This window comes from Phaeobacter sp. JH20_08, assembly GCF_048056635.1.
Classification (GTDB): domain Bacteria; phylum Pseudomonadota; class Alphaproteobacteria; order Rhodobacterales; family Rhodobacteraceae; genus Phaeobacter; species Phaeobacter bryozoorum.
This window is the reverse complement of sequence record NZ_JAYMVV010000005.1, coordinates 474,441-499,022: the sequence shown is the minus strand read 5'-3', so window position 1 is coordinate 499,022 and position 24,582 is coordinate 474,441. Positions and strand designations below refer to the sequence as shown.

At 60.8% G+C, this 24,582-nt stretch carries 22 protein-coding genes, 1 tRNA gene and 1 pseudogene; 15 read left to right on the top strand and 9 right to left on the bottom strand.

Features of this window, described 5'->3' with window-relative positions:
• The first annotated feature begins 138 nt into the window (after nt 1-138).
• The gene (locus VWY75_RS04375; RefSeq protein WP_416539327.1) at nt 139-1,164 is read left to right on the top strand and encodes a hypothetical protein; all 1,026 of its coding nucleotides are present in this window, start codon (nt 139-141) and stop codon (nt 1,162-1,164) included.
• Here VWY75_RS04375 and VWY75_RS04370 read toward each other — a convergent pair.
• Nucleotides 1,154-1,876, bottom strand: a complete 723-nt coding sequence (locus VWY75_RS04370; protein WP_416539328.1) for a hypothetical protein — start codon at nt 1,874-1,876, stop codon at nt 1,154-1,156. The genes VWY75_RS04375 and VWY75_RS04370 overlap by 11 nt on opposite strands.
• 256 nt (nt 1,877-2,132) lie before the next feature.
• On the opposite strand from VWY75_RS04370, the gene VWY75_RS04365 reads away from it, so the two are divergent.
• Nucleotides 2,133-2,417: a hypothetical protein gene (locus tag VWY75_RS04365; protein WP_416539329.1), complete on the top strand. Its 285-nt coding sequence runs from the start codon at nt 2,133-2,135 to the stop codon at nt 2,415-2,417.
• Nucleotides 2,417-3,397 (top strand): annotated as a pseudogene (locus VWY75_RS04360) (recombinase family protein); the annotation flags it as partial. The gene VWY75_RS04365 and the pseudogene VWY75_RS04360, both read left to right, overlap by 1 nt.
• Nucleotides 3,398-3,935: 538 nt before the next feature.
• Here VWY75_RS04360 and VWY75_RS04355 read toward each other — a convergent pair.
• Nucleotides 3,936-4,022 (bottom strand) — tRNA-Leu (locus tag VWY75_RS04355).
• Between the two features lie 157 nt (nt 4,023-4,179).
• Nucleotides 4,180-5,853: a peptidoglycan-binding domain-containing protein gene (locus VWY75_RS04350; protein ID WP_416539330.1), complete on the bottom strand. Its 1,674-nt coding sequence runs from the start codon at nt 5,851-5,853 to the stop codon at nt 4,180-4,182.
• Between the two features lie 123 nt (nt 5,854-5,976).
• On the opposite strand from VWY75_RS04350, the gene lipB reads away from it, so the two are divergent.
• Nucleotides 5,977-6,648: a lipoyl(octanoyl) transferase LipB gene (gene lipB, locus VWY75_RS04345; RefSeq protein ID WP_416539331.1), complete on the top strand. Its 672-nt coding sequence runs from the start codon at nt 5,977-5,979 to the stop codon at nt 6,646-6,648.
• Nucleotides 6,649-6,677: 29 nt separating this feature from the next.
• On the opposite strand, the gene VWY75_RS04340 is transcribed toward lipB, so the two are convergent.
• Together VWY75_RS04340 and VWY75_RS04335 are read right to left on the bottom strand one after the other, a co-directional pair.
• A complete protein-coding gene (locus tag VWY75_RS04340) occupies nt 6,678-8,591 on the bottom strand; it encodes an alpha/beta fold hydrolase (protein WP_416539332.1) in 1,914 nt (637 codons plus the stop codon).
• A 451-nt stretch (nt 8,592-9,042) separates the two neighbouring features.
• Nucleotides 9,043-9,471, bottom strand: coding sequence for an HIT family protein (locus tag VWY75_RS04335; protein WP_416535882.1), 429 nt, complete (start codon nt 9,469-9,471; stop codon nt 9,043-9,045).
• Nucleotides 9,472-9,797: 326 nt separating this feature from the next.
• On the opposite strand from VWY75_RS04335, the gene VWY75_RS04330 reads away from it, so the two are divergent.
• The 3 genes from VWY75_RS04330 to VWY75_RS04320 all read left to right on the top strand — a co-directional run bounded on the left by VWY75_RS04330 (nt 9,798) and on the right by VWY75_RS04320 (nt 13,171).
• Nucleotides 9,798-11,471, top strand: coding sequence for a cytochrome c oxidase subunit 1 (locus VWY75_RS04330; protein ID WP_340544700.1), 1,674 nt, complete (start codon nt 9,798-9,800; stop codon nt 11,469-11,471).
• Nucleotides 11,472-11,627: 156 nt separating this feature from the next.
• On the top strand, nt 11,628-12,119 hold the full coding sequence (locus VWY75_RS04325; RefSeq protein WP_340544699.1) for a DUF2244 domain-containing protein: 492 nt from the start codon (nt 11,628-11,630) through the stop codon (nt 12,117-12,119).
• 230 nt (nt 12,120-12,349) lie between these two features.
• Complete coding sequence (locus VWY75_RS04320; RefSeq protein ID WP_416539333.1) at nt 12,350-13,171, top strand: prephenate dehydrogenase/arogenate dehydrogenase family protein; 822 nt, start codon at nt 12,350-12,352, stop codon at nt 13,169-13,171.
• A gap of 27 nt (nt 13,172-13,198) precedes the next feature.
• Here the strand turns inward: VWY75_RS04320 and VWY75_RS04315 are convergent, their stop codons facing one another.
• Nucleotides 13,199-13,672: a GatB/YqeY domain-containing protein gene (locus tag VWY75_RS04315; protein ID WP_416539334.1), complete on the bottom strand. Its 474-nt coding sequence runs from the start codon at nt 13,670-13,672 to the stop codon at nt 13,199-13,201.
• A gap of 220 nt (nt 13,673-13,892) precedes the next feature.
• Between VWY75_RS04315 and carA the strand changes: the two genes are divergently transcribed.
• Both carA and VWY75_RS04305 read left to right on the top strand, forming a co-directional pair.
• A complete protein-coding gene (gene carA / locus VWY75_RS04310) occupies nt 13,893-15,056 on the top strand; it encodes a glutamine-hydrolyzing carbamoyl-phosphate synthase small subunit (protein ID WP_260087337.1) in 1,164 nt (387 codons plus the stop codon).
• 137 nt (nt 15,057-15,193) lie between these two features.
• Nucleotides 15,194-17,146 carry a glycosyltransferase gene (locus tag VWY75_RS04305; protein WP_416539335.1) on the top strand — a complete coding sequence of 651 codons (1,953 nt, stop codon included), beginning with the start codon at nt 15,194-15,196 and terminating at the stop codon, nt 17,144-17,146.
• Here the strand turns inward: VWY75_RS04305 and VWY75_RS04300 are convergent.
• The gene (locus VWY75_RS04300) at nt 17,143-17,796 is read right to left on the bottom strand and encodes a GntR family transcriptional regulator (protein WP_416539336.1); all 654 of its coding nucleotides are present in this window, start codon (nt 17,794-17,796) and stop codon (nt 17,143-17,145) included. The two genes, VWY75_RS04305 and VWY75_RS04300, sit on opposite strands and share 4 nt — an antisense overlap.
• Nucleotides 17,797-17,976: 180 nt before the next feature.
• Between VWY75_RS04300 and VWY75_RS04295 the strand changes: the two genes are divergently transcribed.
• From VWY75_RS04295 to VWY75_RS04285, 3 genes are all read left to right on the top strand, one after another.
• Nucleotides 17,977-18,618, top strand: coding sequence for a pyrimidine 5'-nucleotidase (locus tag VWY75_RS04295; RefSeq protein ID WP_340544694.1), 642 nt, complete (start codon nt 17,977-17,979; stop codon nt 18,616-18,618).
• 181 nt (nt 18,619-18,799) lie between these two features.
• Entirely contained in the window at nt 18,800-19,042 is a 243-nt protein-coding gene (locus tag VWY75_RS04290) for a hypothetical protein (protein ID WP_416541673.1), read from the top strand.
• Nucleotides 19,043-19,153: 111 nt separating this feature from the next.
• Nucleotides 19,154-20,350 carry a UbiH/UbiF family hydroxylase gene (locus tag VWY75_RS04285; RefSeq protein ID WP_340544692.1) on the top strand — a complete coding sequence of 399 codons (1,197 nt, stop codon included), beginning with the start codon at nt 19,154-19,156 and terminating at the stop codon, nt 20,348-20,350.
• An 88-nt stretch (nt 20,351-20,438) separates the two neighbouring features.
• Here the strand turns inward: VWY75_RS04285 and VWY75_RS04280 are convergent, their stop codons facing one another.
• Together VWY75_RS04280 and VWY75_RS04275 are read right to left on the bottom strand one after the other, a co-directional pair.
• A complete protein-coding gene (locus VWY75_RS04280; protein ID WP_340544690.1) occupies nt 20,439-20,897 on the bottom strand; it encodes an Lrp/AsnC family transcriptional regulator in 459 nt (152 codons plus the stop codon).
• Nucleotides 20,894-21,349, bottom strand: coding sequence for an Lrp/AsnC family transcriptional regulator (locus tag VWY75_RS04275; RefSeq protein WP_340544689.1), 456 nt, complete (start codon nt 21,347-21,349; stop codon nt 20,894-20,896). The genes VWY75_RS04280 and VWY75_RS04275 overlap by 4 nt, the downstream gene beginning before the upstream one ends.
• A 132-nt stretch (nt 21,350-21,481) precedes the next feature.
• On the opposite strand from VWY75_RS04275, the gene ilvC reads away from it, so the two are divergent.
• From ilvC to VWY75_RS04260, 3 genes are all read left to right on the top strand, one after another.
• Complete coding sequence (ilvC, locus tag VWY75_RS04270) at nt 21,482-22,504, top strand: ketol-acid reductoisomerase (protein ID WP_340544688.1); 1,023 nt, start codon at nt 21,482-21,484, stop codon at nt 22,502-22,504.
• 89 nt (nt 22,505-22,593) lie between these two features.
• Nucleotides 22,594-23,502 carry a DMT family transporter gene (locus VWY75_RS04265; RefSeq protein ID WP_416539338.1) on the top strand — a complete coding sequence of 303 codons (909 nt, stop codon included), beginning with the start codon at nt 22,594-22,596 and terminating at the stop codon, nt 23,500-23,502.
• A 93-nt stretch (nt 23,503-23,595) separates the two neighbouring features.
• Nucleotides 23,596-24,513, top strand: a complete 918-nt coding sequence (locus tag VWY75_RS04260; protein WP_416539339.1) for a DMT family transporter — start codon at nt 23,596-23,598, stop codon at nt 24,511-24,513.
• Nucleotides 24,514-24,582: the final 69 nt, after the last annotated feature.

Genomic DNA, 24,582 nt, shown 5'->3' with positions numbered 1-24,582 from the left:
ATTCTTTCCACCTCGCCAATATGTGCCTCTACTGCCCCTGAATTTGTCATCTAATAAAAATATAACAAAAGATACATTAAATTCAATAAGTACATATTCCCATCGAACTCATCAATATGGCAGGCGGAAAATCGACTAATGAAAGCTGCTGGATCAAAACCCTATTCAATTAATCTAAAACACTTTCTAACCATATCTGATATGCGTCCTGTGATTCCGCAGCTTAAACTCTCTGAAGATGAATCTTTCTGGGCGTTCGTAGAGCGCGAGTATGATGGGTTTGTTCTACAGATCAGCACAGAGGTGGTTGAACAAACTGAACAGCTATGGGTCGCTGGGCTTTCCGATGATGTGTTCATCGCGGGCGCTGGACAGCGTTTTGCCTCAGATGTGGAGCAGATGACGCATCTGTCATTGTCCTGGCTGATCCAGCATGAACTTCACCACATCATCCTGAACCACTTCGATCTGATTGACGGCTTCCGCATTTCCGAAACCCGCAATGCGCCCCGCTTTGGTCTAACGCGCAAGAGCAAGATCAGGCCAGCCCCGCTCATCACGCTGCCGCCAGAACTACGCCCTCACGCTCCCCTGTGCCTAGAATTGCAGGCAGATCATGACGCCGCAGAAATGGTGCTGGGGGCATATTCGTCAGATGACTGGGCAAATCTACGCCATCGGGTAACGGCGATCTCAGCGATGATGATGCTGATAGAACGGGAGGACGCCAAGAACGGCGAAACCGGCATTACCCATCCCAAGGCTGCGACGCGCATCTTTCAACTGCTGGGCCATGTCACAGAGATGCCGTTGATCCCTGCACAGCTTCAAGCCCGGCAGCAGGGCCTTACGGCTGTCGATCCCGCTCACTTCCCATCAAAGGATGAGATCAACGCCTTTGGCCGCCAGGTGACCATTCCCAACTTCTTTGACGCTGTGTCTCTGGCGCGTGTTGCAGGTGCAAACAGCATCTCCGAAGATTTGGGTGAACCAGAAGATTTTTTCCGCGACATTCAGATTGCCAAGGCCGCTGATCCAAGCCGCTTTGCGGACCTCAGCACCACGGGTGCAAGGCAATGGGCTGAGCTGGTGTTCAAGAACGAGGAATTGAAGACCTACCAGAACCTGCCCACCGGATTGGATGAGGAAACACCTATTTCGTGAAGTTCACGACGATGGTGTGTAGCTCGCAACCGCTTGAGGCGTACCAACTGAGCAATCGCTCCGGCGTAAGCGGAATGTTGTCCTCCTTTGACACAATCGCCACAAACTCTTGCGGTCCTTCATCCCTGCTTTCCCGGAGAGGATCAACTTGCCCATTAGCAAGGACGGGAAAGCGGTTTTCTCCTTCGGTCAGCGCCAAAGACATTGCATCATCCTCGCTCAGTTCAAGCGGGTTCCACTCCAACCCAACATGCTGGAACAAAGTCAAATAGCCCGACGTGCCTGCCGTCATCTCAAAATAGAAGAACTCCCCCAACCTGATGGTAACATCGCCGCTGGATAGCTTACTGGCTTTCTCCAGAACGCCAAAGCGATCCTGCTGCACGGCAATGGCAAGCTCACCTTTGAAGGCCTCCTCGCTCACGATCTTTGTCCAACGCTTGGCTGGCAGTTTTGGGAAGATGTCCGGGCTGGTCTGGTGCGCCAGCGTAAAGTGGTTCTGATCGAGCCAGTTATGGAGCTGAGCGGCAATAGGCGCTGCAAACTGCCCCTTACGAACGTTGTTGAGATAGTCCTTACCCCGAACCAGCGGCTGTTCCAGGGACTCATCAATAAAATCTAAGGGACCTCTGACAGGATCGCTTTCAGCGAGCTTACGCAGCACTGGGAATAGCTGCTTCCTGTGAAGCGGGTTCTTTGCATCAAAATCCATGATCACATGCATAGGTATTCGCGGCACGGTTTCCAACAGCGCAAAATACCCCCATTTACCCGTTCATTACCCAAGATGGCCATTGGCTCGCCATGCTAATGACAGGTTAAGCGCATAGGATCATTGAGAAATTTTTCTTGCGCGATGGCAGGGAAATATGATTGAATGTTCCACATATGTTCTCATTCGTGTGTCCGAAAATGTGACAACGAGGGACTGATATTTCCCGAAAATTGATTTGAAGAAAGGAGCGTGCATGACCTGTCCGCCAAACAAAACTGATGCTCTGGCATCACCCCGCCCCAGTTTGAGCATCGACTGGGAAGCCTATGCGGCGATGCTGGAAGACAGCGATATGCCGCTCGAGCAGCAAAAGGAGCTGATCGAGCCCCTGTGGGGTATCGTCGTCACTTTTGTTGACCTGGGCTTTGATCTCAATCCCGTGCAGCAAATCTGTGGAGAAGCCGGCGACCTCGGCGAAGAAGAACCTTTGGATGTGGTATCCTTGATCAACCAGCAAACACTACGAGAGGAGGAATAATGGCAAGAGAAAGCAGACCTAAGAAAGCAGTGATTTACACCCGTGTGTCGGGTGCCAAGCAAGTCCGCGAAGGTGACGGACTCGCCTCTCAGGAAAACCGTTGCCGCGAATACGCCACCTACAAAGACTATGATGTGGTTGAAATCTTCTCCGACGATATGTCAGGGAAGTTTGAGCGACGTCCCGCGATGGACCGGATGCTGGCGTTTTTGCGCCTGCATCCCAAGAACTCGGTGGTGGTAATCATTGATGACATCAGCCGCTTTGCCCGCAATGTACAGGCCCATATCGCGCTGCGCGAAACTCTGTCAGATGCAGGTGGCATTCTTGAAAGCCCATCCATTGAGTTTGGCGAAGACAGTGACTCGCGTCTGGTTGAACACATGCTGGCCTCAGTGGCGCAGCATCAGCGTGAGAAGAACGCTGAGCAAACCCAGAACCGTATGCGCGGGCGGATGATGAACGGCTATGCCGTATTCTCCGCACCGATTGGTTATCGTTTTGAGAAGACCAAAGGACACGGCAAGCTCTTGGTTCGCGATGAGCCTATAGCCTCTATCATCCAAGAGGGTTTAGAGGGCTATGCTTCGGGGCGTTTTGCGTCTCAGGTCGAGGTAAAGCGGTTCTTTGAAAGCCAGCCTGCATTTCCCAAAGATCTGCCTGGCGGACAAATTCGCCAGCAAAAGGTCAGCGATATTCTCAAGCGCGTGGTCTATGCAGGATATGTCGAGCATGAGCCATGGGGCATCACCCGCCGCAAAGGCCATCATGAGCCGATTATCTCATTGGCGACCTATCAGAAAATCCAAGACCGCAAGAATGCCCGTGCGCTTGCTCCAGCCAAACAGAACATTCATGTGGATTTCCCTCTGCGCGGGGCACTGAACTGTGCTTGCTGTGATCAGCCAATGACCTCCTGCTGGTCACGCAGCGGCACAGGCAAAAGGTATCCCTACTACTGGTGCCAGACGCGTGATTGTTCGCAGTATCGGAAGAACATCCGCGCAGAGAAAGTAGATGCAGGCTTTGAAGCCCTGCTCAAAAGCCTGACGCCATCGAAGAATTTGCTCTCCATCGTGACTTCTATGCTTTCGGATGCTTGGGATCAGCGAACCGCCCATAGCGATAGCGGCAAGGCACAGATCAATCGGGACATTGCACTACTCGACAAACAGCAAGACTCACTTCTGGAAAAACTGGTCGATGCGACCAATGCAAAGGTGGTGTCTGCCTATGAAGATAAGGTTGCCAAGCTGGAGGATGAGAAACTGCTGCTGGCTGATAAACTCACTCACAACAGCAAACCGAGATACACCAAGCGGGAAATTTTCGAACTTTTGAAGACCTTCCTCTCAAACCCTTGGAATGTATGGGAGAAAGGTAACCTGACCCTACGCAAAAACGTGCTCAGAATGGCCTTCGAGTCACCATTGGCATACGACCGTGAAAACGGTTTTCGAACTCCGCAAGTGTCTGTAATATTTGAGTTTTTAGCGGATTTTACACTGAAATGTAAAATGGTGCGGTCGAGAAGACTCGAACTTCCACGGGTGTTACCCCACAGCGACCTCAACGCTGCGCGTCTACCAATTCCGCCACGACCGCACTGTCTTGACTTGGTGTAGCGGCGTATAGACGAGCGCGGGACGGTTGTGAAGATGCAAAATGATCATTTCTCAGGCTTTTCTGCTCGCCCGAAAAAGGAACGGGGGCGGATGATCATTCCGCCCCCGTTGACAGGTCTGATGGTGTGAAAAACCGATCAGTCCGTTGAGAAACTCGGCAGCGCGGCTGCGGTGCTGGACGCCGGTACCGGTTGTGCCAATGCGCCGGTCAGGCCCGCAGCGGCGGCCTTGATCAGGGCGACTCGTTCCGGCTGTCCGGGTGCGAAGACCGGATCAACCCCGGCCTCCAGCGCGGAAACCGCTGTCTGATACCAGCCCTGTGCCTGCTCGGGCGATTTCGCAACGCCAAAGCCCTGCGCCAGGTGATGGCCGATCAGCTCGGCATAGGGACGCTGGCCGACACCAACCATGATGAGCGCCGCTCCTAGCGCCACCTCCATATTGTCACGGCGATACCCCGAGAACAGGCAGATCCCGGCGGTATTGGACAGCTGCTCGATCGACATGTTGGATTGCAGCACAAATTTCTGCACGTCGGAAATCAAGGCGTCACTGCCCGTGGTCACCAGTTTGGCAAGATAGGGCTGAACAGCAGGCCCAAAGGCGTCGCACTGGCTGTCGACCTGTGCCTGGCTTACTCCCTGAACCTTGGCCACAAGCGCTTCGCCGGAATTGATCGCATAGGACCGGGTCAGGCAGAACTGCTCTCCCAATGCTAGCTCCGGGTCGCGCAGATTGGCAACGGTCATATAGCCACCGTTGGAACTGGTGAGCAGGCTGACCTTGCTGCAATGGCTGGTGAGCGACGCGGTGCTTGCCGCCGGTGCCGGTTGCTGGAACGGCTGAATGCCGGCCAGCCCGCCTCCGGCAGGAGCGGGTGCGGGAGCAGGCGCCGGAGCGACGGCCTGCGGCGCGGAGGCCAGCACAGTTGCTCCCGGAGCGGGTGCGGGCGCAGGGGCCGGGGTTGGCACAGCCGCCTGAACCGTGCCAGACGTCGGCTCATCCGTCATCCGGCAGACGCCCTGATGACAGGCGAAGTTTGCCGTCGTGACGCCCCGCGCCATGAAGTCATTGCGCTGATAGCCCTGCGGCGTTGAGGCAAAGACCATGACGGAGCAATGCGACGCACCGCACCAGAAGGAGCTGCCGGACACCGAGGTGTCGATCATGTAGTCGTTCTTGCCATCGCCGTTCAGATCCGCCAGCTGCATGAAACCCGAACGTTGCAACAGCTGTTCGGCGCTGGGATCGGCGCTGGCCGCGATTTCATCCACGGCCTGGCTGACTTCAAACGGCAGGCCGCCGTAGCTGCCATAGCCGGCTGCACTCGCGCTGCGGGTGCCGGTCGCCTCGTCCCGCCAGATCCGCAACAGCCCGCGGACGCCATTGGGGCCCTGCATCGCCTTGATCACCTGCGGGCCGCCAATCTGGGCGCGGCTGTAGGACGACACCAGGAAATCCCGTTCATATTGTGTCAGCTGCCCGGTCGCCGGGAAACCCATATGCCCCTGATACTGCGCCACGGCGCTGCGGGATTTGCGCCCCATCACGCCATCGGGGGAGCCGGCGGGAAAGCCGAAGTAATTCAGCGCCGTCTGCGTTTCACGGTTCTGCGCCCGCGCGGGCGAATAGGTCCGTTTGCGGGTCACCGGCTGTTTGCGCGCGCGGTTTTTATGCGCTTCATTGACGATCACGCCGCCGATGATACTACCGACCAGCGCCGCGCCAAGATTGTCGGCAACCGCCGGAGCAGCCCCGGAGGTCGCCAGAATTGATGCTGCCAATGTAGTTTTAAGAGATTTTGAGAACATATTACGCGTCCCCCCATTGATGAATACACGCAATCACGGTAGCGCACGACCCATCACGCAGGCCAGAAAATTCCGCGCATTGCTCTATAGTGGTTACAAAAGTCATAACAAAGGACACCGTCGATGGTTGAATGGATCACCACCTCCGGCCTGACCGGCTATGACGAGGCCGTCACCTTCATGGAGGAGCGTGCGGCTGGTATTGCCGCAGGAACCCACGAGGAATGTATCTGGCTGGTTGAACATCCCCCGCTCTATACGGCCGGCACCTCGGCGCGGCCCGGCGATCTGACCGACCCCGACCGTTTCCCGGTCTACGCAAGCAAGCGCGGCGGACAATATACCTACCACGGACCCGGCCAGCGCGTGGTTTACGTCATGCTGGATGTCGCCAAACGGGGCCGCGATGTGCGCTGTTTCGTCCGCCAGCTGGAGCGCTGGGTGATCCTGGCGCTCGACCGGTTCAACGTGACAGGCCATATCCGCGACGGCCGTGTCGGCGTCTGGGTGGAGCGGGACGACAAACCCCTGCGGCCCAACGGAGAGAAGACCGAGGACAAGATCGCTGCAATCGGCATCCGCCTGCGCAAATGGGTGAGCTTTCACGGCATTTCGATCAACGTGGAGCCTGACCTCAGCCATTTTGACGGCATCGTCCCCTGCGGCATCACCGAATTCGGCGTTACCAGCCTCGTGGATCTGGGGTTGCCGGTCACGATGACGGATGTGGATGTGGCGCTGAAGCAATGTTTCGATGTCGCCTTTGCCACAACCGATACCTGTGCCCTCGACTAGGCGTCAGCCCCCGTTGCGGGACAGGCCGATCATGACGTCATGCGCTGACGCAGGTCGTCGATCGCTGCAAACACCAGCTCCGGCTGGGCATAGAGCAGCATGGTACCGGCGCGTTTGCTGACCCGGATCTGAAGGTTGGCGTGACCACTCCCCAGCGCGGCCTGCAATTTGTCGACCGGCGTCACGGTATCTTCTCCGCCATGCAGATAGATGGTCGGCGCGGCCTTGGCACAATGGCGCATGTCGCGCGAGCGAACCGCCAGCCGCAGATCAATTTCGTAGCCGCCGCGCCCCTGCTGCATCATCATCCTGTGGCTCTGGTCCAGAACCGCGCTCAACGCGGGGTCGGCCAGCAGTTGACGGTCCGCGCTTTCGCGAGCGATCTGGCGCGACACCAAGACCTGCGGCCCCTTTTGCCGCACGGACCGTGACCAGCTGCGCACCACAAGCGGCAGCACCGCGCTGGCATGGACCGCGCTCAGCGCCAGCGCGCGCTGATGCCCGCGCAGGGCCCTTGCATGTCCGATACTGGGCAATGGCAGTGTCGCGCCGATACAGACCACCCCGCCCAGCCGGTCACGCAGCCGGCGCCCGGCGGCGGCGGCAAACAGGCATCCGCTGCGATGCCCCAACAGGATGGGATTGACCAAACCCTCCGCGTCGATCAGCGCATCCAACTGGGTTACGAATAAATCAATCGGATCAGTCCCGCTCGGCAAACTGTCCGAGCCACCATAGCCGCAGCGCAAAGGTGCCAGACACCGCAGGCCACGCGCCCGCAACTGCGGTTGCAGCCGCTGGATCGCCGCAACCCCGTCAAAGATACCATGGACAAAGATCACCGGCTGGCCGCGCTCGGCGCCAAACTGCAAATATTGTGAAGTCAGCCCGGACGCCAGGCTCAGTACGCGTTGTGGGGGTGACGCGCGACCCGCAGCGATATCGTGATCGCGAGTCGTCTGCTGCATGAGATAGGCAAGGAACCGCAGCATTTCAGGGCAGTTTGGCGCTGCAGTTTTGCTGAGCATCTGGCCCAGAAGGGCCAGTTCAGGCCCGCGTTCGCCACCGGTCCCGATGCTCAGCTCAATCCAGTCGGCCTCAATCAAAAGATGACGCAGCAGCGACATTTCCTCCGGATCAAAGCCGAACCGCAATGCCACCTGATCTGCCGCCACATCCGACCAGCCGGTCGCAAGCTGTTCCACCAGAACCGCCGGTGCCGAGGGGTCCACGGCCCGTAATCGGCCGCGCCATGCAGCCATGTCAGACGGGCGCGCGCCAGAAAGACCATCGACGGCGCCCAGCCTCTCCCCGCGGCCGCCCACCGCTTGGCACATCAGCAGCCGCCCCCCCTCGCCCCGCAGCAACGTAAGTGCAGGGCGCGGCCTATCCTCATCAAAAAGCGTGTACCACAGCGGCAGCTTGGCATCCGCAACCCCGATGGCCTGAGCGATCCAGGGCGCGGTGATGCGCCCACGACTCGGCCAGTCATCACCTGCGGCCAGAATCTCCGCCTCGCGCGATACCAGCAGCCAGTTCCTCGCACCGCAGGGAAGCACTGCCTGAAGCTCTGGCCAGGATCCATGGTTCTGCGCCGCGATCAGGCGACTCCTGAGATAGATGGCGCGGTCAAAGTGACGTCCGATCAGCGCCGACCCGGCAAGCTCGCGTTCAGGTGACAAATGCGCCGCAAGCCCCAGCCCGTCAGAAGAGCCCGCAGATCCCTGCCAGGAGCTGGCAACCGCCTTACCGGCGCCAACTGGCGTCGATCCTATCAGTGCGCTCTTGGCTTTCCCGGCGACACCATCATAGCCCGCACGGATCAGCCGGTCCCGCCAGGCGACCGCATTGGACGCGCCAAGAACAGAGCCGTAGACGGCCGCTGCCACCGTCTCGTCCGACAGCCCCCTTAGATCACCACTATCCTCTGCCGTCTTACCCACGGCCCCTCCTCAGCAACATACACAGGCCAAACGCCCGTCACTTTGCAAAACCATGGCGCATCTGCGCAGGTTGGTATGAACACAAGCAGCCCCGACCAATACGAGACTGCCGCAACTTTCATTTCCGGTTCCCCTTCGCCGGGCGCTGCAAAGACACCACGGGCAGGCCAGGGACAGGCCGCCATAAACATGAAACCCACATCGCTCCGCCTGGACAGCTGCGCTGCCAAGCCCCCTCCCGATATCGGTTCAGTTCTCAGTTCTTCAGGCCCTATGGCCGAGACTGCCGGGACCCTAGGATAAACGGGTCACACATATCAATATAAATTTCATCCAAAGGTAGAATAACTGGTCCGCGACTTCGCGCCCGTGCATCGGCACAGCAGCACGAGCCGCGACAGGCCAGGACAGCCCGCCGGTAATCGCTTACTCTGAGAACATGCGGCCTCTATCAGGCGGCGGCGTCCACGGCCTTGCGCATTATCTCCGCATGTGCCTGCAAAACACCCGGATCGGCCATTATGCCCGGTGGTCGCACTGTATCGCCGTCGCGACGTGGCAACACGTGGAAATGCAGATGGAACACCTCCTGCCCACCCGCAGCCTCGTTGAACTGCTGGATGGTAATCCCTTGGGCGTCAAATGCCTGCATCGCGATCCGACCGATCTTCTGCACGGTCGCCATGACCGCAGCCAGCTGGGCCGGTGATGCGTCAAGGACATTCCGGCAGGGCGTCTTGGGGATCACCAGCATGTGCCCGTCGGAGCGCGGCATGATATCCATGAACACCAGCGTGTCATTGTCTTCGTAGACTTTGTGCGCTGGCAGTTCTCCGAGCAGAATTTTTGCGAAGATATTGTTTGGATCGTACACCGCCACTATCTGCCCTCCGTAGCTATCAACGGGAACTTGCGCGGCTATCGCCCGCTGGTCAAGCACACAAGGACCGCCCGTTCGATAAAACACGGCTAAATCCTTCCCGGACGACCCAAGGCCGGGGGGCGCTTCGCCGTAACATACGCCGGACCACGGCGCCAAAGGATCAGAAAGGCAGCCCGAAAGGGCCTGCCCGCGACAATTATTCTTGATCCATATCAAACTCCGCCATTGAAGGCCTGTTGCCGGCGAACTAAAACGCAGGATGAGTCTAGGCCCGCCGGGGACGGTGTTTGTTGGCCTATCGTTATGCAACAGGAGGCACCTTAATGGCAGATGCAGCCATTCATGGTCACGGCCACGAAGACGAGCGCGGTTTTTTCACCCGCTGGTTCATGAGCACGAACCATAAGGATATCGGCATTCTCTACCTGATCGTTTCGGCGATCGTTGGTTTCATCTCCGTCGCGTTCACCGTTTACATGCGGCTTGAACTGATGGATCCCGGCGTTCAGTACATGTGCCTTGAAGGTGCACGTCTTTTTGCAGATGCGTCTGCGGCATGTACCCCCAATGGGCATCTGTGGAACGTTCTGATCACCGGCCACGGCATCCTGATGATGTTCTTCGTGGTTATTCCCGCGCTGTTCGGCGGGTTCGGCAACTACTTCATGCCGCTACAGATCGGCGCGCCGGACATGGCGTTCCCGCGGATGAACAACCTGTCGTTCTGGATGTATGTCGCGGGCACCTCGCTGGCGGTTGCCTCGGTCCTCGCACCGGGCGGCAACGACCAGGCCGGTTCCGGCGTCGGCTGGGTTCTCTACCCGCCGCTGTCCACCAACGAAGGCGGCTTCTCCATGGACCTGGCGATCTTCGCCGTTCACGTCTCTGGTGCGTCCTCGATCCTCGGTGCGATCAACATGATCACCACCTTCCTGAACATGCGTGCCCCCGGCATGACCCTGTTCAAGGTGCCGCTGTTCTCCTGGTCGATCTTCGTCACCTCCTGGCTGATCCTGCTGTCCCTGCCAGTTCTGGCCGGCGCGATCACCATGCTGCTGATGGACCGCAACTTTGGGTTCACCTTCTTTGACCCTGCCGGCGGCGGCGACCCGATCCTGTATCAGCACATCCTGTGGTTCTTCGGCCACCCGGAAGTGTACATCGTGATCCTGCCGGGCTTTGGCATCATCTCCCACGTGATCGCGACCTTCGCCCGCAAACCGGTCTTCGGCTACCTGCCGATGGTCTGGGCGATCATCGCGATTGGTGTTCTGGGCTTTGTCGTCTGGGCGCACCACATGTACACCGTCGGCATGTCGCTGAACCAGCAGGCCTACTTCATGCTGGCCACCATGGTGATCGCGGTGCCTACAGGCGTTAAGGTGTTCTCCTGGATCGCCACCATGTGGGGCGGCTCCATCGAGTTCAAAGCACCGATGATGTTCGCCTTCGGCTTCCTGTTCCTGTTCACCGTCGGTGGTGTGACCGGTGTGGTTCTGTCGCAGGCGGCTGTCGACCGCGCCTATCACGACACCTACTATGTGGTTGCGCACTTCCACTACGTGATGTCGCTGGGTGCTGTCTTTGCGATCTTCTCCGGTGTGTACTTCTACTTCGGCAAGATGACCGGTCGTCAGTACTCCGAGCTGGGCGCCCAGATCCATTTCTGGATGTTCTTCATCGGCGCCAACCTGACCTTCTTCCCCCAGCACTTCCTGGGCCGTCAGGGCATGCCACGTCGTTACATCGACTACCCGGAAGGCTTTGCGTACTGGAACAAGATCTCGTCCTATGGCGCGTTCCTGTCCTTTGCATCGTTCCTGCTGTTCTTTGGCGTTGTGATCTACTCGCTGCTGCGCGGCGCCCGCATCACCCAGAACAACTACTGGAACGAATATGCGGATACGCTGGAGTGGACCCTGCCCTCTCCGCCGCCGGAGCACACCTTCGAAATCCTGCCCAAGCAGGAAGACTGGGATCGCTCCCATTCGCACTAAGGTGTTGATGAACTGAATGACAGACAGGCCCCGGAGCACCCGCTTCGGGGCCTTCTTTCTGCCCGCAGCACCGACCCGGTTCCCCCCTTTTGCAGCTGCGACGCATGGCCCTGTCGAGATGCTGGACAGGCCGCTGGCGGACGCTAAATTCACGCCATGCCGTATCAATGGATCACAGCCCGAACCGACAGCAACCAAGAGCTGCACCTCTGGCCGCATCAGTCGCTGCCGCCAGAGGGCTATGTCCGCTTTCTGGGGGTGCTTGCGGCGCTGATCACCATCCCGATGATCCCCCTTTTGGGCAGTGCGGCGCTCTGGGGGGTTCTGCCCTTTGTGACAGCGACGCTGTTTGCGGTGAAATGGGCGCTGGATCGCAGTCGCCGTGACCGGCATGTGCTGGAAGTGCTGACGCTGGACTCCACCGAAGCGCATCTGGAGCGCATCAACCCGACCGGACAGCGCCAGAACTGGCGTTGTAACCGCTATTGGACACAGGTCGAACTGCATGCCGATGACGGACCCGTGCCGAATTACGTCACCCTGCGCGGCAGTGGCCGAGAGGTCGAAATCGGCGCCTTCCTGTCCGAGGAGGAACGCAAGGCGCTCTATGAGGATCTGAAGACCGCGCTGCATCGACACAGCCCGTGACACCCCGATGCCGGAGCGCCCCGCATAACTGCACCTTTGACTTTGGCCGGGGCGCCGCGTATCAGAGGCATATGTTCAATACGTCCGTATCCTTTTCGATCCAGTATTATCCGCTGTTTTCATAACGGCGGACGTATTCTCATTTCTTGATGTTCATCCCGCCGCGTTCCGGCGGACAGAGGCAGCATCTCACATCATCCCAACGGCAGCGCGGCACAGACCGGAGCCCGATGTCGATGTCGCTTTCCACCAGATTTCCCCGCGTTGGCCTGATTGGTTTTGGCGCCTTTGGCCAGCTGATCGCCCGTCACCTGTCGCCGCTGGTGCCGATCTGCGTGCATGATCCAGCCTCAGGCTGTGACCTGCCGCAACACCCGTCCCTGCGTTTCTGCCCGCTTGCCGAAACCGCCGCCTGCCCGCTGGTCATTCTTGCCGTCCCTGTCAGTGCGATGGAGCAGCTCTGCCACGAGATTGCACCGCTGCTCACCCCCGGCGCATTGGTGATGGATGTCGGTTCTGTCAAAATGGCGCCGGCGGAGGTGATGCTGCGGACCCTGCCGCCTGAGGTCCAGCTTCTGGGAAGCCATCCCTTGTTCGGCCCCCAAAGCGCCGCGCAGGGTCTCGCCGGTCAGAAAATCGCCCTCTGCCCCTTACGCGGCGGGCGCCCCTTGCGTCTGGCGGCGCTGCTGCGCCATGTCTTCGGGCTCGATGTCATCTGGACCACACCCGAGGCCCATGACCGCGAGCTGGCGACGGTACAGGGTCTGACCCATCTGATCGCCCAGGCGCTCAGTCAGGTTGCATCGGGTCCCCTGCTGATGACCACAGCCAGTTTCGAACTGATGCAACAGGCCAGCCGGATGGTCGCCGGAGATGCCCCTAACGTGCAGCAGGCGATCCTGCGCGACAATCCCTTCGCGGCTGAGGTGCGCGAGGCCTTCCTGCAATGCGCGGCCGACCTCGGCCAGTCATCCACATACCAGCCCCGGGCAACCCCCTGGTCGGCAACCCAATGCCCAGCAAAAAGCCCGCCGAAGGTGGCGGGCTTCTGATCTGACAGCGATTGGCTCAGGTCAGCGTCAGCAGTCGCCGCTGTGGCAGAGCTGATCCTTCACCAGGGGGCCGACTTTGCCGAAATCCATCTGGCCGGTGTATTTGCCCTTCAGGGCGCCCATCACCTTGCCCATGTCACGGATCGACTGCGCACCAGTATCAGCAACCGCAGCCCTGACCGCCTCGGCGATTTCGTCGTCGCTCAGCTGTTTGGGGAGGAACTCCTCAATGATAGCAATCTCACCCAGCTCGCGTTCGGCCAGGTCCAGCCGTCCGCCTTCCTCGTAGGCGCGTGCGCTTTCGTTGCGCTGCTTGGTCATCTTGCCCAGAATGGCGAGGATCTCTGCATCGCCAATTCCGCCCCCTTCACCATCGACCCGGTCGGCAATTTCACGGTCCTTGATCGCGGCATTGATCAGACGCAAGGTTGCCAGTCGGGCAGCTGCGCGGTCCTTCATGGCCTGTTTCAGGGCCATATTGACCCGAGTTCGCGTATCCATTTATCTGTCCATTCCCACGGAGTCGGAAACCGGATCTTTACCTAAAGTGGTAGTCAAGTTCAAGTTGGGGCCAGACAAATGACGTTGGGGCACCCAAACACCGTTAGATGGTGCCGGCCTCGCCCCGCAAACAAGCCCAGATCGCAGCGACGGAGGCTTGACGGCTTGGCGCCCACCCCTTAGATACCCGTGAATTTTGCCCATATTGGAGAGTCGCGCCATGGCCGATACCGTCCCACCCAAGCCCACCGCATGTTTGGCACTGGCTGATGGCACCATCTTTTATGGAAACGGCTTTGGTGCCACCGGCGAAACCGTGGCAGAGCTCTGCTTCAACACGGCCATGACCGGCTATCAGGAAATCATGACCGACCCCTCCTACGCGGGGCAGATCGTGACCTTCACCTTCCCTCACATCGGCAACACCGGCGTCACCCCCGAGGATGACGAAACCGCCGATCCCGTCGCCGCAGGCATGGTGGTGAAATGGGATCCGACACAATCCTCCAACTGGCGCGCCACCGAAGAGCTGAAAACCTGGCTCACCCGCACCGGACGTATCGCCATCGGCGGCGTTGACACCCGCCGCCTGACCCGTGCGATCCGCCAGCAGGGCGCCCCGCATGTGGCCCTGGCCCATGATCCCGACGGCAATTTCGACATCGAAGCACTGATCGCCAAGGCCCGCGAATGGTCGGGCCTCGAAGGGCGCGACCTGGCCAAGGACGTTACCTGCGCGCAAAGCTATCGCTGGGACGAAATGCGGTGGGCCTGGCCCGAGGGCTATACCCGTCAGGAAGACCCCAAGCACAAGGTTGTCGCCATCGACTACGGTGCCAAGCGCAATATCCTGCGCTGCCTCGCCTCGGCGGGTTGTGACGTGACCGTCTTGCCGGCCTCTGCCACCGCTGATGAGGTGCTGGCCCATAACCCCGATGGTGTCTTCCTCTCCAATGGTCCCGGTGATCCCGCCGCCACCGGCGTTTATGCCGTGCCGATGATCCAGCAGATCCTCGACACCACGGATCTGCCGATGTTCGGGATCTGCCTCGGCCACCAGATGCTGGCACTGGCGCTTGGCGGCAAGACCGTCAAAATGAACCACGGCCACCACGGCGCCAACCACCCGGTGAAGGAAAACGCCACCGGCAAAGTTGAGATCACATCGATGAACCACGGGTTTGCCGTCGACGGGCAGAGCCTGCCTGACGGTGTCGAAGAGACGCATGTGTCGCTGTTCGACGGCTCCAACTGTGGCATTCGCATCTCCGATCGTCCGGTCTATTCGGTGCAGCACCACCCCGAAGCAAGCCCCGGCCCGCAGGACAGTTTCTACCTGTTCGAGCGCTTCGCCGAGGCTATGGCTGCGCGCAAATCTGCGTAAATTCAGTGGGGCTGAGATAAGCCTACGCAAAAAACACTGTTCCATGGCAAGCTTTTGCCATGGAAAACAGGGGCTTGAGAAATACGCCCCTGTAAAAACCTCTTGCTCGAATCCATGACCGCATAAACTGTGCTGTCATGGTTGAACACAACCTCAAATTCCTAGAGGCGGCACGACCCCTCATTCGGCGCGAACGCCAGACCTCCTTTGAACGGCGGCTGGTGGAAGATCACGCCGTCAGCAAGGATCACCTGATGCGGGCGCTGGTTCTGCGTCAGCATCAGCGCGCTCCGATTGATCAGATCCTTGTTTCCGAAGGGTGGGCCAGTCAGGAGCAGGTTCTGGATGCGCTGTCGTCCCAGCACGGGATGCCACGGGTTGATCTGGGCGGTCATCGCCCCCAGGCGCGTCTGCTCGCGCGCAAACCCGCCCGGTTCTGGCTGCGTCGCTGTGCGCTGCCATACATGCAACTGGGGCAGACTGTGATCGTCGCGATAGCGCATCCAGCCGCCTTTGCCGAGGTGCAGCGCGACCTTGCAGAAAGCTTTGGCGATGTGCGGCCGGTGATCGCAAGCGAAGCGCAGATCACCGAACTGCTCAGCAGTCATTTCCGCGAGGATCTTGCCCGCGACGCCAGCGCCTCTGTACCGCTGCGCTATAGCTGCCGCACTTTGCGCCAGCCGAACTGGCTAGGCCTGCCGCTGCTGACGGGGCTCGCCGGCCTTGGCCTGACCGCGACCCGGCCAAGGCTGGTTTTCACCCTGCTCTGCGGGTTGGCGCTCTTTACGCTCTTGCTGTTCATTCTGCTGAAATGTGCAGGATTCGTATCCCATTTGCAGGACCGGCGGCGGCGACGTCTGCACGAGAGCACGCAGCCTCTACCAAAGCAGCCGCCCAGCGCAGGCCCTCTACAGCTGGCGGCCACGGGACGGCGCCTGCCGCGCATGTCGATCCTTGTCCCGCTCTACAAAGAGGCCGAAATCGGCCGCGCCCTCCTGCGACGCCTGTGCAAACTCACCTACCCGCGCAGCCTGCTCGAAGTGCTTCTGGTCCTCGAAGAAGACGACGAGGTCACCCGCAACGCCATCCATTGCGCCGATTTACCCGATTGGTTCCGCGTGATCGAAGTGCCCGCCCACGGCGGCCTGACCACCAAGCCACGGGCGATGAACTACGCGCTGAACTACTGCCGGGGGGAAATTATCGGTGTTTGGGATGCCGAAGATGCCCCGGATCCCGACCAGTTGGAACAGGTCGCACGTGCCTTTGCGCAGGGCGATAACGATCTGGCCTGCCTGCAAGGCGCGCTCGACTACTACAACCCGGATCAGAACTGGATCTCGCGCTGTTTCACCCTCGAATACGCCAGCTGGTTCCGCATCGTACTGCCGGGCATCGCCCGCCTTGGTCTGGTGGTTCCGCTGGGTGGCACCACGCTGTTTATCCGCCGCGACATTCTGGAACAGCTGGGCGGCTGGGACGCCCATAACGTGACCGAGGATGCCGATCTTGGCGTCCGCCTCAGCCGCCTTGGCTATCGCACGGAAATGCTGCCCACCACCACCTATGAGGAGGCCAACTGCCGCGCATGGCCCTGGATCAAGCAACGCTCGCGCTGGCTGAAGGGGTTCATGGTCACCTATCTGGTGCATATGCGCCGCCCCGCCGTGCTGGCGCGGCAATTGGGCTGGCGCCAGTTCCTCGGCCTTCAGGCTTTCTTCCTCGGCACCGTTGGCCAGTTCCTGCTGGCGCCCTGCCTCTGGACCTTCTGGCTGATCACCCTCGGCCTTGGCCATCCCAGCGCCCCGCTGCTGCCCGCAGGCGCGCCCTATCTGGCCGCTGCCGCCCTGGTTTTCTTTGAACTCCTTGGCATCATCATCGCCGTTACAGCGGCCTTTGCCAGCGGTCGGCGATCGCTGGCGATTTGGGCGCCCAGCATGATGCTCTATTTTCCGATGGGTGTGATTGCCGTCTACAAGGCGCTCTACGAGCTGATTTTCAAACCGTTCTTCTGGGACAAGACCGCGCACGGCCAACCTGCGAAGGCTCGCAAGCCGCTCGCCCCGAGGCTCCCGACCGGTGGCGCCTAGTCCTTGCTGCGATCGCCCGCGTCCTGTTTCAGTCGGGTCATGAAGGCAACAGAAATATGATCCTTCAGCGCCCGCCCCGCCGCCTCTTCATCGCGACGCTCGATCGCGTTCACGATGGTCTTATGTTCAGCCTGCGCAATCCGGCCCCGCCCCTCCGCCGCCAGCGAGGTGGTCGCCATCAGCGCCATCGTGCGGTGGACCAGGTTCAGCTGCTGCACCAGATACCGGTTATGTGACGCCAGATGGATCTGCTCGTGAAACCGGCGGTTGGCCTTCGCAAGCTCCGTCGGATTGTCTACAAAGGCATCGTCAGAGGCGACCATCTCCTGCAGCACCCGGACCTCCTCCTCGGTAGCGTGCCGCGCCGCAAGGCTGGCCGCCAGCCCTTCCAGTTCGCGCCGCACCACATATAGCTCCGCCATCTGGTTGTGATCCAACGAGGCAACAATCAGCGACCGGCCATCGCGCTCCAGCAGCGATTGGGTCTCCAGCCGCTGCAACGCCTCGCGGATGGGCGTGCGCGAGACACCGAACCGTTCGGCAAGGTCGCTCTCGACCAGACGGTCTCCGGGCCGGTAAACCCCGACATCGATGGCTTCAAGGATCAGCGCGTAAGCGTCGGTCTGGCTGGTGCTGCGGGTCAGGTTCATGTCGATCCTTGGGTTGTTGACCCCCGATGTCTACAGGTCCGGCCGCCGTGCAATCAACCCCGCCCCGACCACGCAGTTAAAATCAGCCCCTCGGATCGACCCGAAGACGCCACGGCGATGTAGTGCACCGGCGCATGGCGACAGTTGCAATCATGCGGCGGGCGACCTAGGTCACAGGCCATGGTATCGCAATCTTTTTCTCACGTCCGCCATTGGGTGTTCGATCTCGACAACACCCTCTATCACCCCTCCGCCCGGCTGTTCGATCAGATCGAGGTCAAGATGACGGACTACGTCATGACCGCGCTTGGCGTCGACCAGCAGATGGCCAATAAGCTGCGAGATGACTACTGGCGCGAACATGGCACCACCCTTGCCGGGCTGATGGCCCATCACGATCTGGACCCGGACCCGTTCCTGATCGAGGTCCACGACATCAATTTCGATCATCTGGAGCCGGACAGCCTGCTGGCCGAACGGATCCGGGATCTGCCGGGCAAGCGGATCATCTATACCAATGGCACCGCCCCCTATGCCGAGCGGGTGCTGGCGGCGCGGGGTCTTGAGGGCTGCTTTGACGAGATCTACGGGGTCGAACATGCCAATTACCGCCCCAAACCCGAACGTCAGGCCTTTGACATCATCTTTGCCAAGGCAAAGATCGACCCGACAAAGGCTGCGATGTTCGAGGACGATCCGCGCAATCTGCAGGCGCCGCATGATCTGGGGATGCGTACGGTGCATGTGGCACCAACCGCGGCGACCGGCGCGCATATTCACCACCACACGGATGATCTGACCGGGTTTCTCGGGCTGCTGTAGCCGCCTGCGGACAGCGTAAGGTGGCACCGGCCTGCGCATCCTGTCGCCCCCCCGTGGCGCGCCGCCGCACCCGACTTTTTCCGGGACTGCTAACCTCTATATGGCAGGTATCTTTTCCGCGCAGGCCCGGCCCTTCCGCCATCAGGCTGCGCACTCCGCCACAGCCAAGGATGCCCGCCCGATGAATGACCTGACGTTCGACCACAGCCAGCACCGCACCACTGTGACCGCAGCCCCGGCGGCGGCTCCCGTGCCTGCCGATGGCCATAACAGCGGCGCCACAAAGGCGCTTCTGGCTATCCTCCTTTATGTTCTGCTCTGGGGCCTCGCTGTTGCGATCTGGGGCCTGCCCGCGCTGTTCCTCCCTGCGGTCGCCAAGACCGGCATCATGTTTGTCGTCTTGGTGATGATCACCTGTGGCTAGGGGCGCGGCGCCAATTGAACCCCGAAAAAGGCCCGGCATAAGGACAGTATGTCGCTTGTCATTCCAGCTGCCAGCGGCCTATCTCAGGACCAGTGATGAAAGGCAGGTCTGATGACTGACAGCTGTGACATTCTGATTTCGGGTGGCGGTATCGCCGGGCTCACCGCCGCCGCAACTTTTGGCGCCGCCGGGTTCCGGGTGATCTGCGTCGACCCGACCGCGCCCGTAACACTGCGCGACGAGGCCGGTGCCGATCTGCGAACCACCGCGATCCTGCAACCGGCAAAGGCGCTGTTGCAGGACGCCGGGATCTGGACCCGGCTCGACGCCCACGCCGCGCCGCTGGACATCATGCGGATCATTGACGCTGGCGGGGCCGAGCCGGTGGCCCGTGTCACCAAGGATTTCAAATCCGCCGATATCTCCGATCAGCCCTTTGGCTGGAACCTGCCCAACTGGCTCCTGCGCCGGGAACTTTTGGCGCGTCTGGACGATCTGGAGACGGTAGATTTCCGTGCGGGTCTGGGCACCACCGGCCTGTTCACGCGCACGGACTCCGCCCAGGTCACCCTGAGCGATGGCACCCGGGTCACGGCCCGTCTTGTGCTCGCCTGTGACGGGCGCGACAGCCCGATGCGGCGGGCAGCGGGCATCCCTGTGCGGACCACCCGTTACGGACAGAAGGCGCTGGCCTTCGCCGTGACCCACGACCTGCCCCATCAGAATGTCTCGACCGAAATTCACCGCTCCGGCGGCCCCTTCACTCTGGTGCCGCTGCCCGATCACGACGGTCGGCCCTCCTCTGCGATTGTCTGGATGGAACGCGGCCCAAGAGCCGAGGCATTGCAGCGGATGGATCAGGCCCCGTTCGAAATCGAGATGAACCGGCGCAGCTGCGGTGTGCTGGGAGAGCTGCGGCTGGCCTCACGCCGCAGCATCTGGCCGATCATCAGCCAGTCTGCCGCCCGCATGTCGGGCGAACGCCTTGCCCTGATGGCCGAAGCCGCCCATGTGGTGCCACCAATCGGCGCCCAGGGCCTGAATATGTCCCTGGGAGATCTCCGGGTGCTGCTGGATCTGGCACAGACCCGGCCCGAGGCCCTGGGCGACGCCAGGATGCTCGAGAGCTATCACAAGGCCCGCCATGGCGACATTCTGATGCGGGTGAAGGGGATCGACCTGTTGAACCGGACCTCGATGCTGTCGCCCCGCCCGCTGCGCGATTTGCGCGCGTTTGGCCTGAATGCGCTCTATTCCATGGCCCCCGTACGCAAGACCCTGATGCAGATGGGGCTTGGGGTAAAATAGGGATCCGGCCCCCTGCGGGGACCGGTGCCTTCGGCGAGAGTATTTGGGGAAAGATGACAGGGCTGTCGCATCCGGGCGACGGCGGCGTCTAGCCGAGCGGGCCGGGCCGGCGCTCTTCGCTCAGCAGCACGTTGGCATCCACATTGCCCACCCCCGGCAGGGTCATGATCCGGCGGCGCAGCACGCGTTCAAAATCAGCAATGTCGCGCGCCGTCACCCGCAGGCGATAGTCATACATGCCCAGCACATGTTCGACCGTCTGCACCTCCGGGATGGCAGTCACCGCACGTTCGAAATCCTCAAGCGAGACGCGCCCCTTGGTGGCCAGTTTGAGCCCCAGAAAGACCGTCACACCAAAGCCCAGCTTGCCGGCATCAAGATCCAGCTTGCGGCCCCGGATGATCCCCGTCTCCTGCAGGCGGCGGATGCGGCGCCAGGTTGCGGGCTGGCTCAGCCCCAGTTCGCGCCCCAAGGCGCCGGCCGATTGCGTGGCATCCCGTCCCAATGCGCGCAGCAGCGCGTGGTCGATGTCATCCAGAGCCATCATATCGGCAGCGCCTCGTCCGATTTGATGCGTGCCACATGCATCAGCGCCTCGATGTCGGTGATATGCGGCAGGATCAGGATCTGGCTGCGGTAAATCCCCTGATAATGTGCCATGTCCCGCGCAATCACCGAGAGCCGTACATCGACCTGGCCGAGGAAGGTCTGGATTTCCAGCACCTCCGGGATCTCACGCGCGGCGGGGATGAATTCATCAAAGGCGCGGGGATTGGTCTTGTCCAGCGTGATCCGCAGCGAAACCTCCACCTCATAGCCAAGCGCACGCCAGTCGATCACCGCCCGCTGCCCAAGGATCACGCCGGTCTCGCGCAGCTTCTCCAGCCGCCGCGACAGGCGCGAGGCGGTGAGGCCAAGGCGATCCCCCAGATCAGGCAGCGATTGTTCTGGATCCGCCTGAAGATGGCGAAGTATGCGTCGGTCCAAGTCATCAAGCATGATTTTCATCATAATTGCATAGTACACGAATGACCATTGCAATAATTTGCAGATTTTCGCGCCAGATACGCCTCTCCTTTATTGAAAACATGCCTATGCTGCATCCAAACACGAACCAAAAGGACGATGATCATGCGTGTATACTATGACCGCGATTGCGACGTTAACCTGATCAAGGACAAGAAAGTGGCCATCCTGGGCTATGGCTCTCAGGGCCACGCCCACGCGCTGAACCTGCGCGACAGCGGCGCCAAAAACCTTGTCGTCGCCCTGCGCGAAGGCTCCCCTTCCGCGAAGAAAGCCGAAGGCGAAGGCCTGCAGGTGATGGGTATCGCAGAAGCGGCGGCCTGGTGTGACGTGATCATGTTCACCATGCCCGACGAACTGCAGGCAGAAACCTACAAGAAATACGTCCACGACAACATCCGTCCGGGTGCCGCGATCGCGTTTGCCCACGGCCTGAACGTGCACTTCGGCCTGATCGAGCCGAAAGAAGGCGTCGACGTCATCATGATGGCCCCCAAAGGCCCCGGCCACACCGTGCGCGGTGAATACACCAAAGGCGGCGGCGTGCCCTGCCTGGTGGCTGTTGACACCGACGCCACCGGCAAAGCGCTGGAAATCGGCCTGTCTTACTGCTCCGCCATCGGTGGCGGCCGCTCCGGCATCATCGAAACCAACTTCCGCGAAGAATGCGAAACCGACCTGTTCGGCGAGCAGGCGGTTCTCTGCGGCGGCATCGTCGAGCTGATCCGTTGCGGGTTCGAAACTCTGGTCGAAGCCGGTTACGCACCTGAGATGGCCTATTTCGAGTGCCTGCACGAAACCAAGCTGATCGTTGACCTGATCTATGAAGGCGGCATTGCCAACATGGATTACTCGATCTCCAACACCGCGGAATACGGCCAGTATGTCACCGGCCCGCGCATCCTGCCCTACGAGCAGACCAAAAAAGCCATGAAGGACGTGCTGACAGACATCCAGCAGGGCAAATTCGTGCGCGACTTCATGCTGGAGAACGCTGTGGGCCAGCCCACCATCAAAGCGTCGCGTCGTGCCAACGACGAGCACCAGATCGAAGTGGTCGGCGGCAAGCTGCGCGACATGATGCCTTGGATTTCCGCAGGCAAGATGGTCGACAAAGAGAAGAACTAAGGCGCCCGCGAGACTGCTCGCACACCCTAGCTCTCCGGGGCGCTCCTGTTTGGGGCGCCCTTTTTCATTTATTTCACTGAGGTGATCCGATGCCAGACTCCCCCGGTGCCGCCAATTGGGCCAAGCTGTTGTTCCTAGGTGTGATCTGGGGCGCCTCCTTCATGGCGGTGTCACTGGCGCTCAGGGGCTTTGCGCCGCTGACCATTGCCGCGCTCAGGATCTCCATCGGTGCAGCCTGTCTGCTGGCGGCTGTCTACGCCATGGGAATCGGCCTGCCCACCCTGCGCAACCGCGACGGCCGCATCATCTGGGCCTGCGCGGCTGGCATGGGGATCTTTACCAATGCGCTGCCCTTCACCCTGCTTAGCTGGGGGCAGACTTTTGTGGCCAGCGGCTTTGCCGGGGTCTGCATGGCGGTGGTGCCGCTGTTTGTGCTGCCGCTGGCGCATTTTCTGGTGCCGGGCGAACATATGACCCTGCGCCGCTGCATCAGCTTCCTGATCGGCTTTGCCGGTGTGGTGGTGCTGATCGGGGTCGACGCCCTCCGCTCTGCCGGAACGGATTTTGAATCGCTGGCCCGCCTCGCCTGCCTTGGGGCCTCGCTCTGTTATGCCATCGGTGCGATCATCACCCGGCTCTGCCCACAGGTGAATATGCTCTCGCTCTCGGCAGCAACCCTCCTGTGCGGAGCCACAATGATGGTGCCGGCCGCGCTTTGGGTCAAAGGGCTGCCAGAGCTGCCCGCCCCACTGCCACTGGGCGCCGTGATCTACCTCGGCCTCTTGCCCACCGCGCTCGCCCAGGTGCTGCTGGTGCAGGTCGCCCGCAGCGCAGGCCCGGCCTTCCTGTCCACCGTGAACTATCAGGTGCCGGTCTGGTCGGTGATCTTTGGTGCGGCGCTGCTGGGGGAAACCCTACCACCGCAGCTGTTTGCCGCGCTGGCGCTGATCCTCGGCGGCCTCCTCCTCAGCCGCAGCCGCCGCCCGCGCATGGCCTGAACCGCAATTCGTTCGATAGCGGACAAAGCAATTGCGATTGACCCGGCCACTCCGTCGGGGTCTTGTCGCGCGACACCACAAAGGGAGATCGCGATGCCCGATATCGCTCCGCGCTACTGGCTGATGATCGCCACCCTGGGCTTTGTCTGGGGTGGGACATTCCTGCTGATCAAGCTGGCCCTGACGGGCACGACGCCGTTCTGGCTCGCGGCCAGCCGCATCGGGTTTGCAGCTTTGCTGCTGACCGCGATCTGGGGTCTGCGCGGGTTCAGGCTGTTCAAGGATGAGACCAACTGGCCATCGCTGGTGATCATCGGCGTCCTCAGCACCGCGCTGCCCTTCATGCTGATTTCATGGGGCCAGCAGCATGTCTCCTCTGGATTTACCGGCGTCAGCATGGCGGCGATTCCGCTGATGGTGCTGCCCTTGGCGCATGTCTTTGTGCCGGGAGAGCAGATGACCCTGCGCCGCCTGATCGGGTTTTCCATCGGCTTTGTCGGGGTCGCGGTCCTGATCGGCAGCAAGGCGTTTCAGAGCACCGGCACCGCATTGGAGGGCTATGGCCGGGCCGCCTGCCTGTCCGCCGCCGCCTGCTATTCGGTCAGCTCCATCCTGACCCGGCGCCTGCCGCCAGTGGATCCGCTGGGGCTGGCCGCCATCCTGCTCATCATCGGTTCTGCCGTGACCCTGCCTGCGGCCTGGCTGCTGGAGGGACCACCGGTGATCCCGGACATGCAAATCCTGGGCATTGCAGCGGTTCTGGGCCTGATCCCCACCGCCGCTGCCAATCTGCTGCGGGTCATTGTCGTTCGTGAAGCAGGCCCCACCTTCATGACACTGACCAACTATCAGGTTCCGGTCTGGGCGGTGGTTCTGGGGGCCATATTTCTGGGCGAGGAACTTCCGCCCTCCATGCTGCTGGCGATGGCCCTGATCCTCGGCGGTCTGGGCATCAGCCAGTTCGGTGCGTTGCGGCGATTGTTTGGCCCCCCGCGCAAGCTGCGGCCCTGAGACAAAGCAAAACCCGCCACCCGGTCACCGGTAGCGGGTAGCGGGTCCATCTCAGCTGTCCATCGGCCT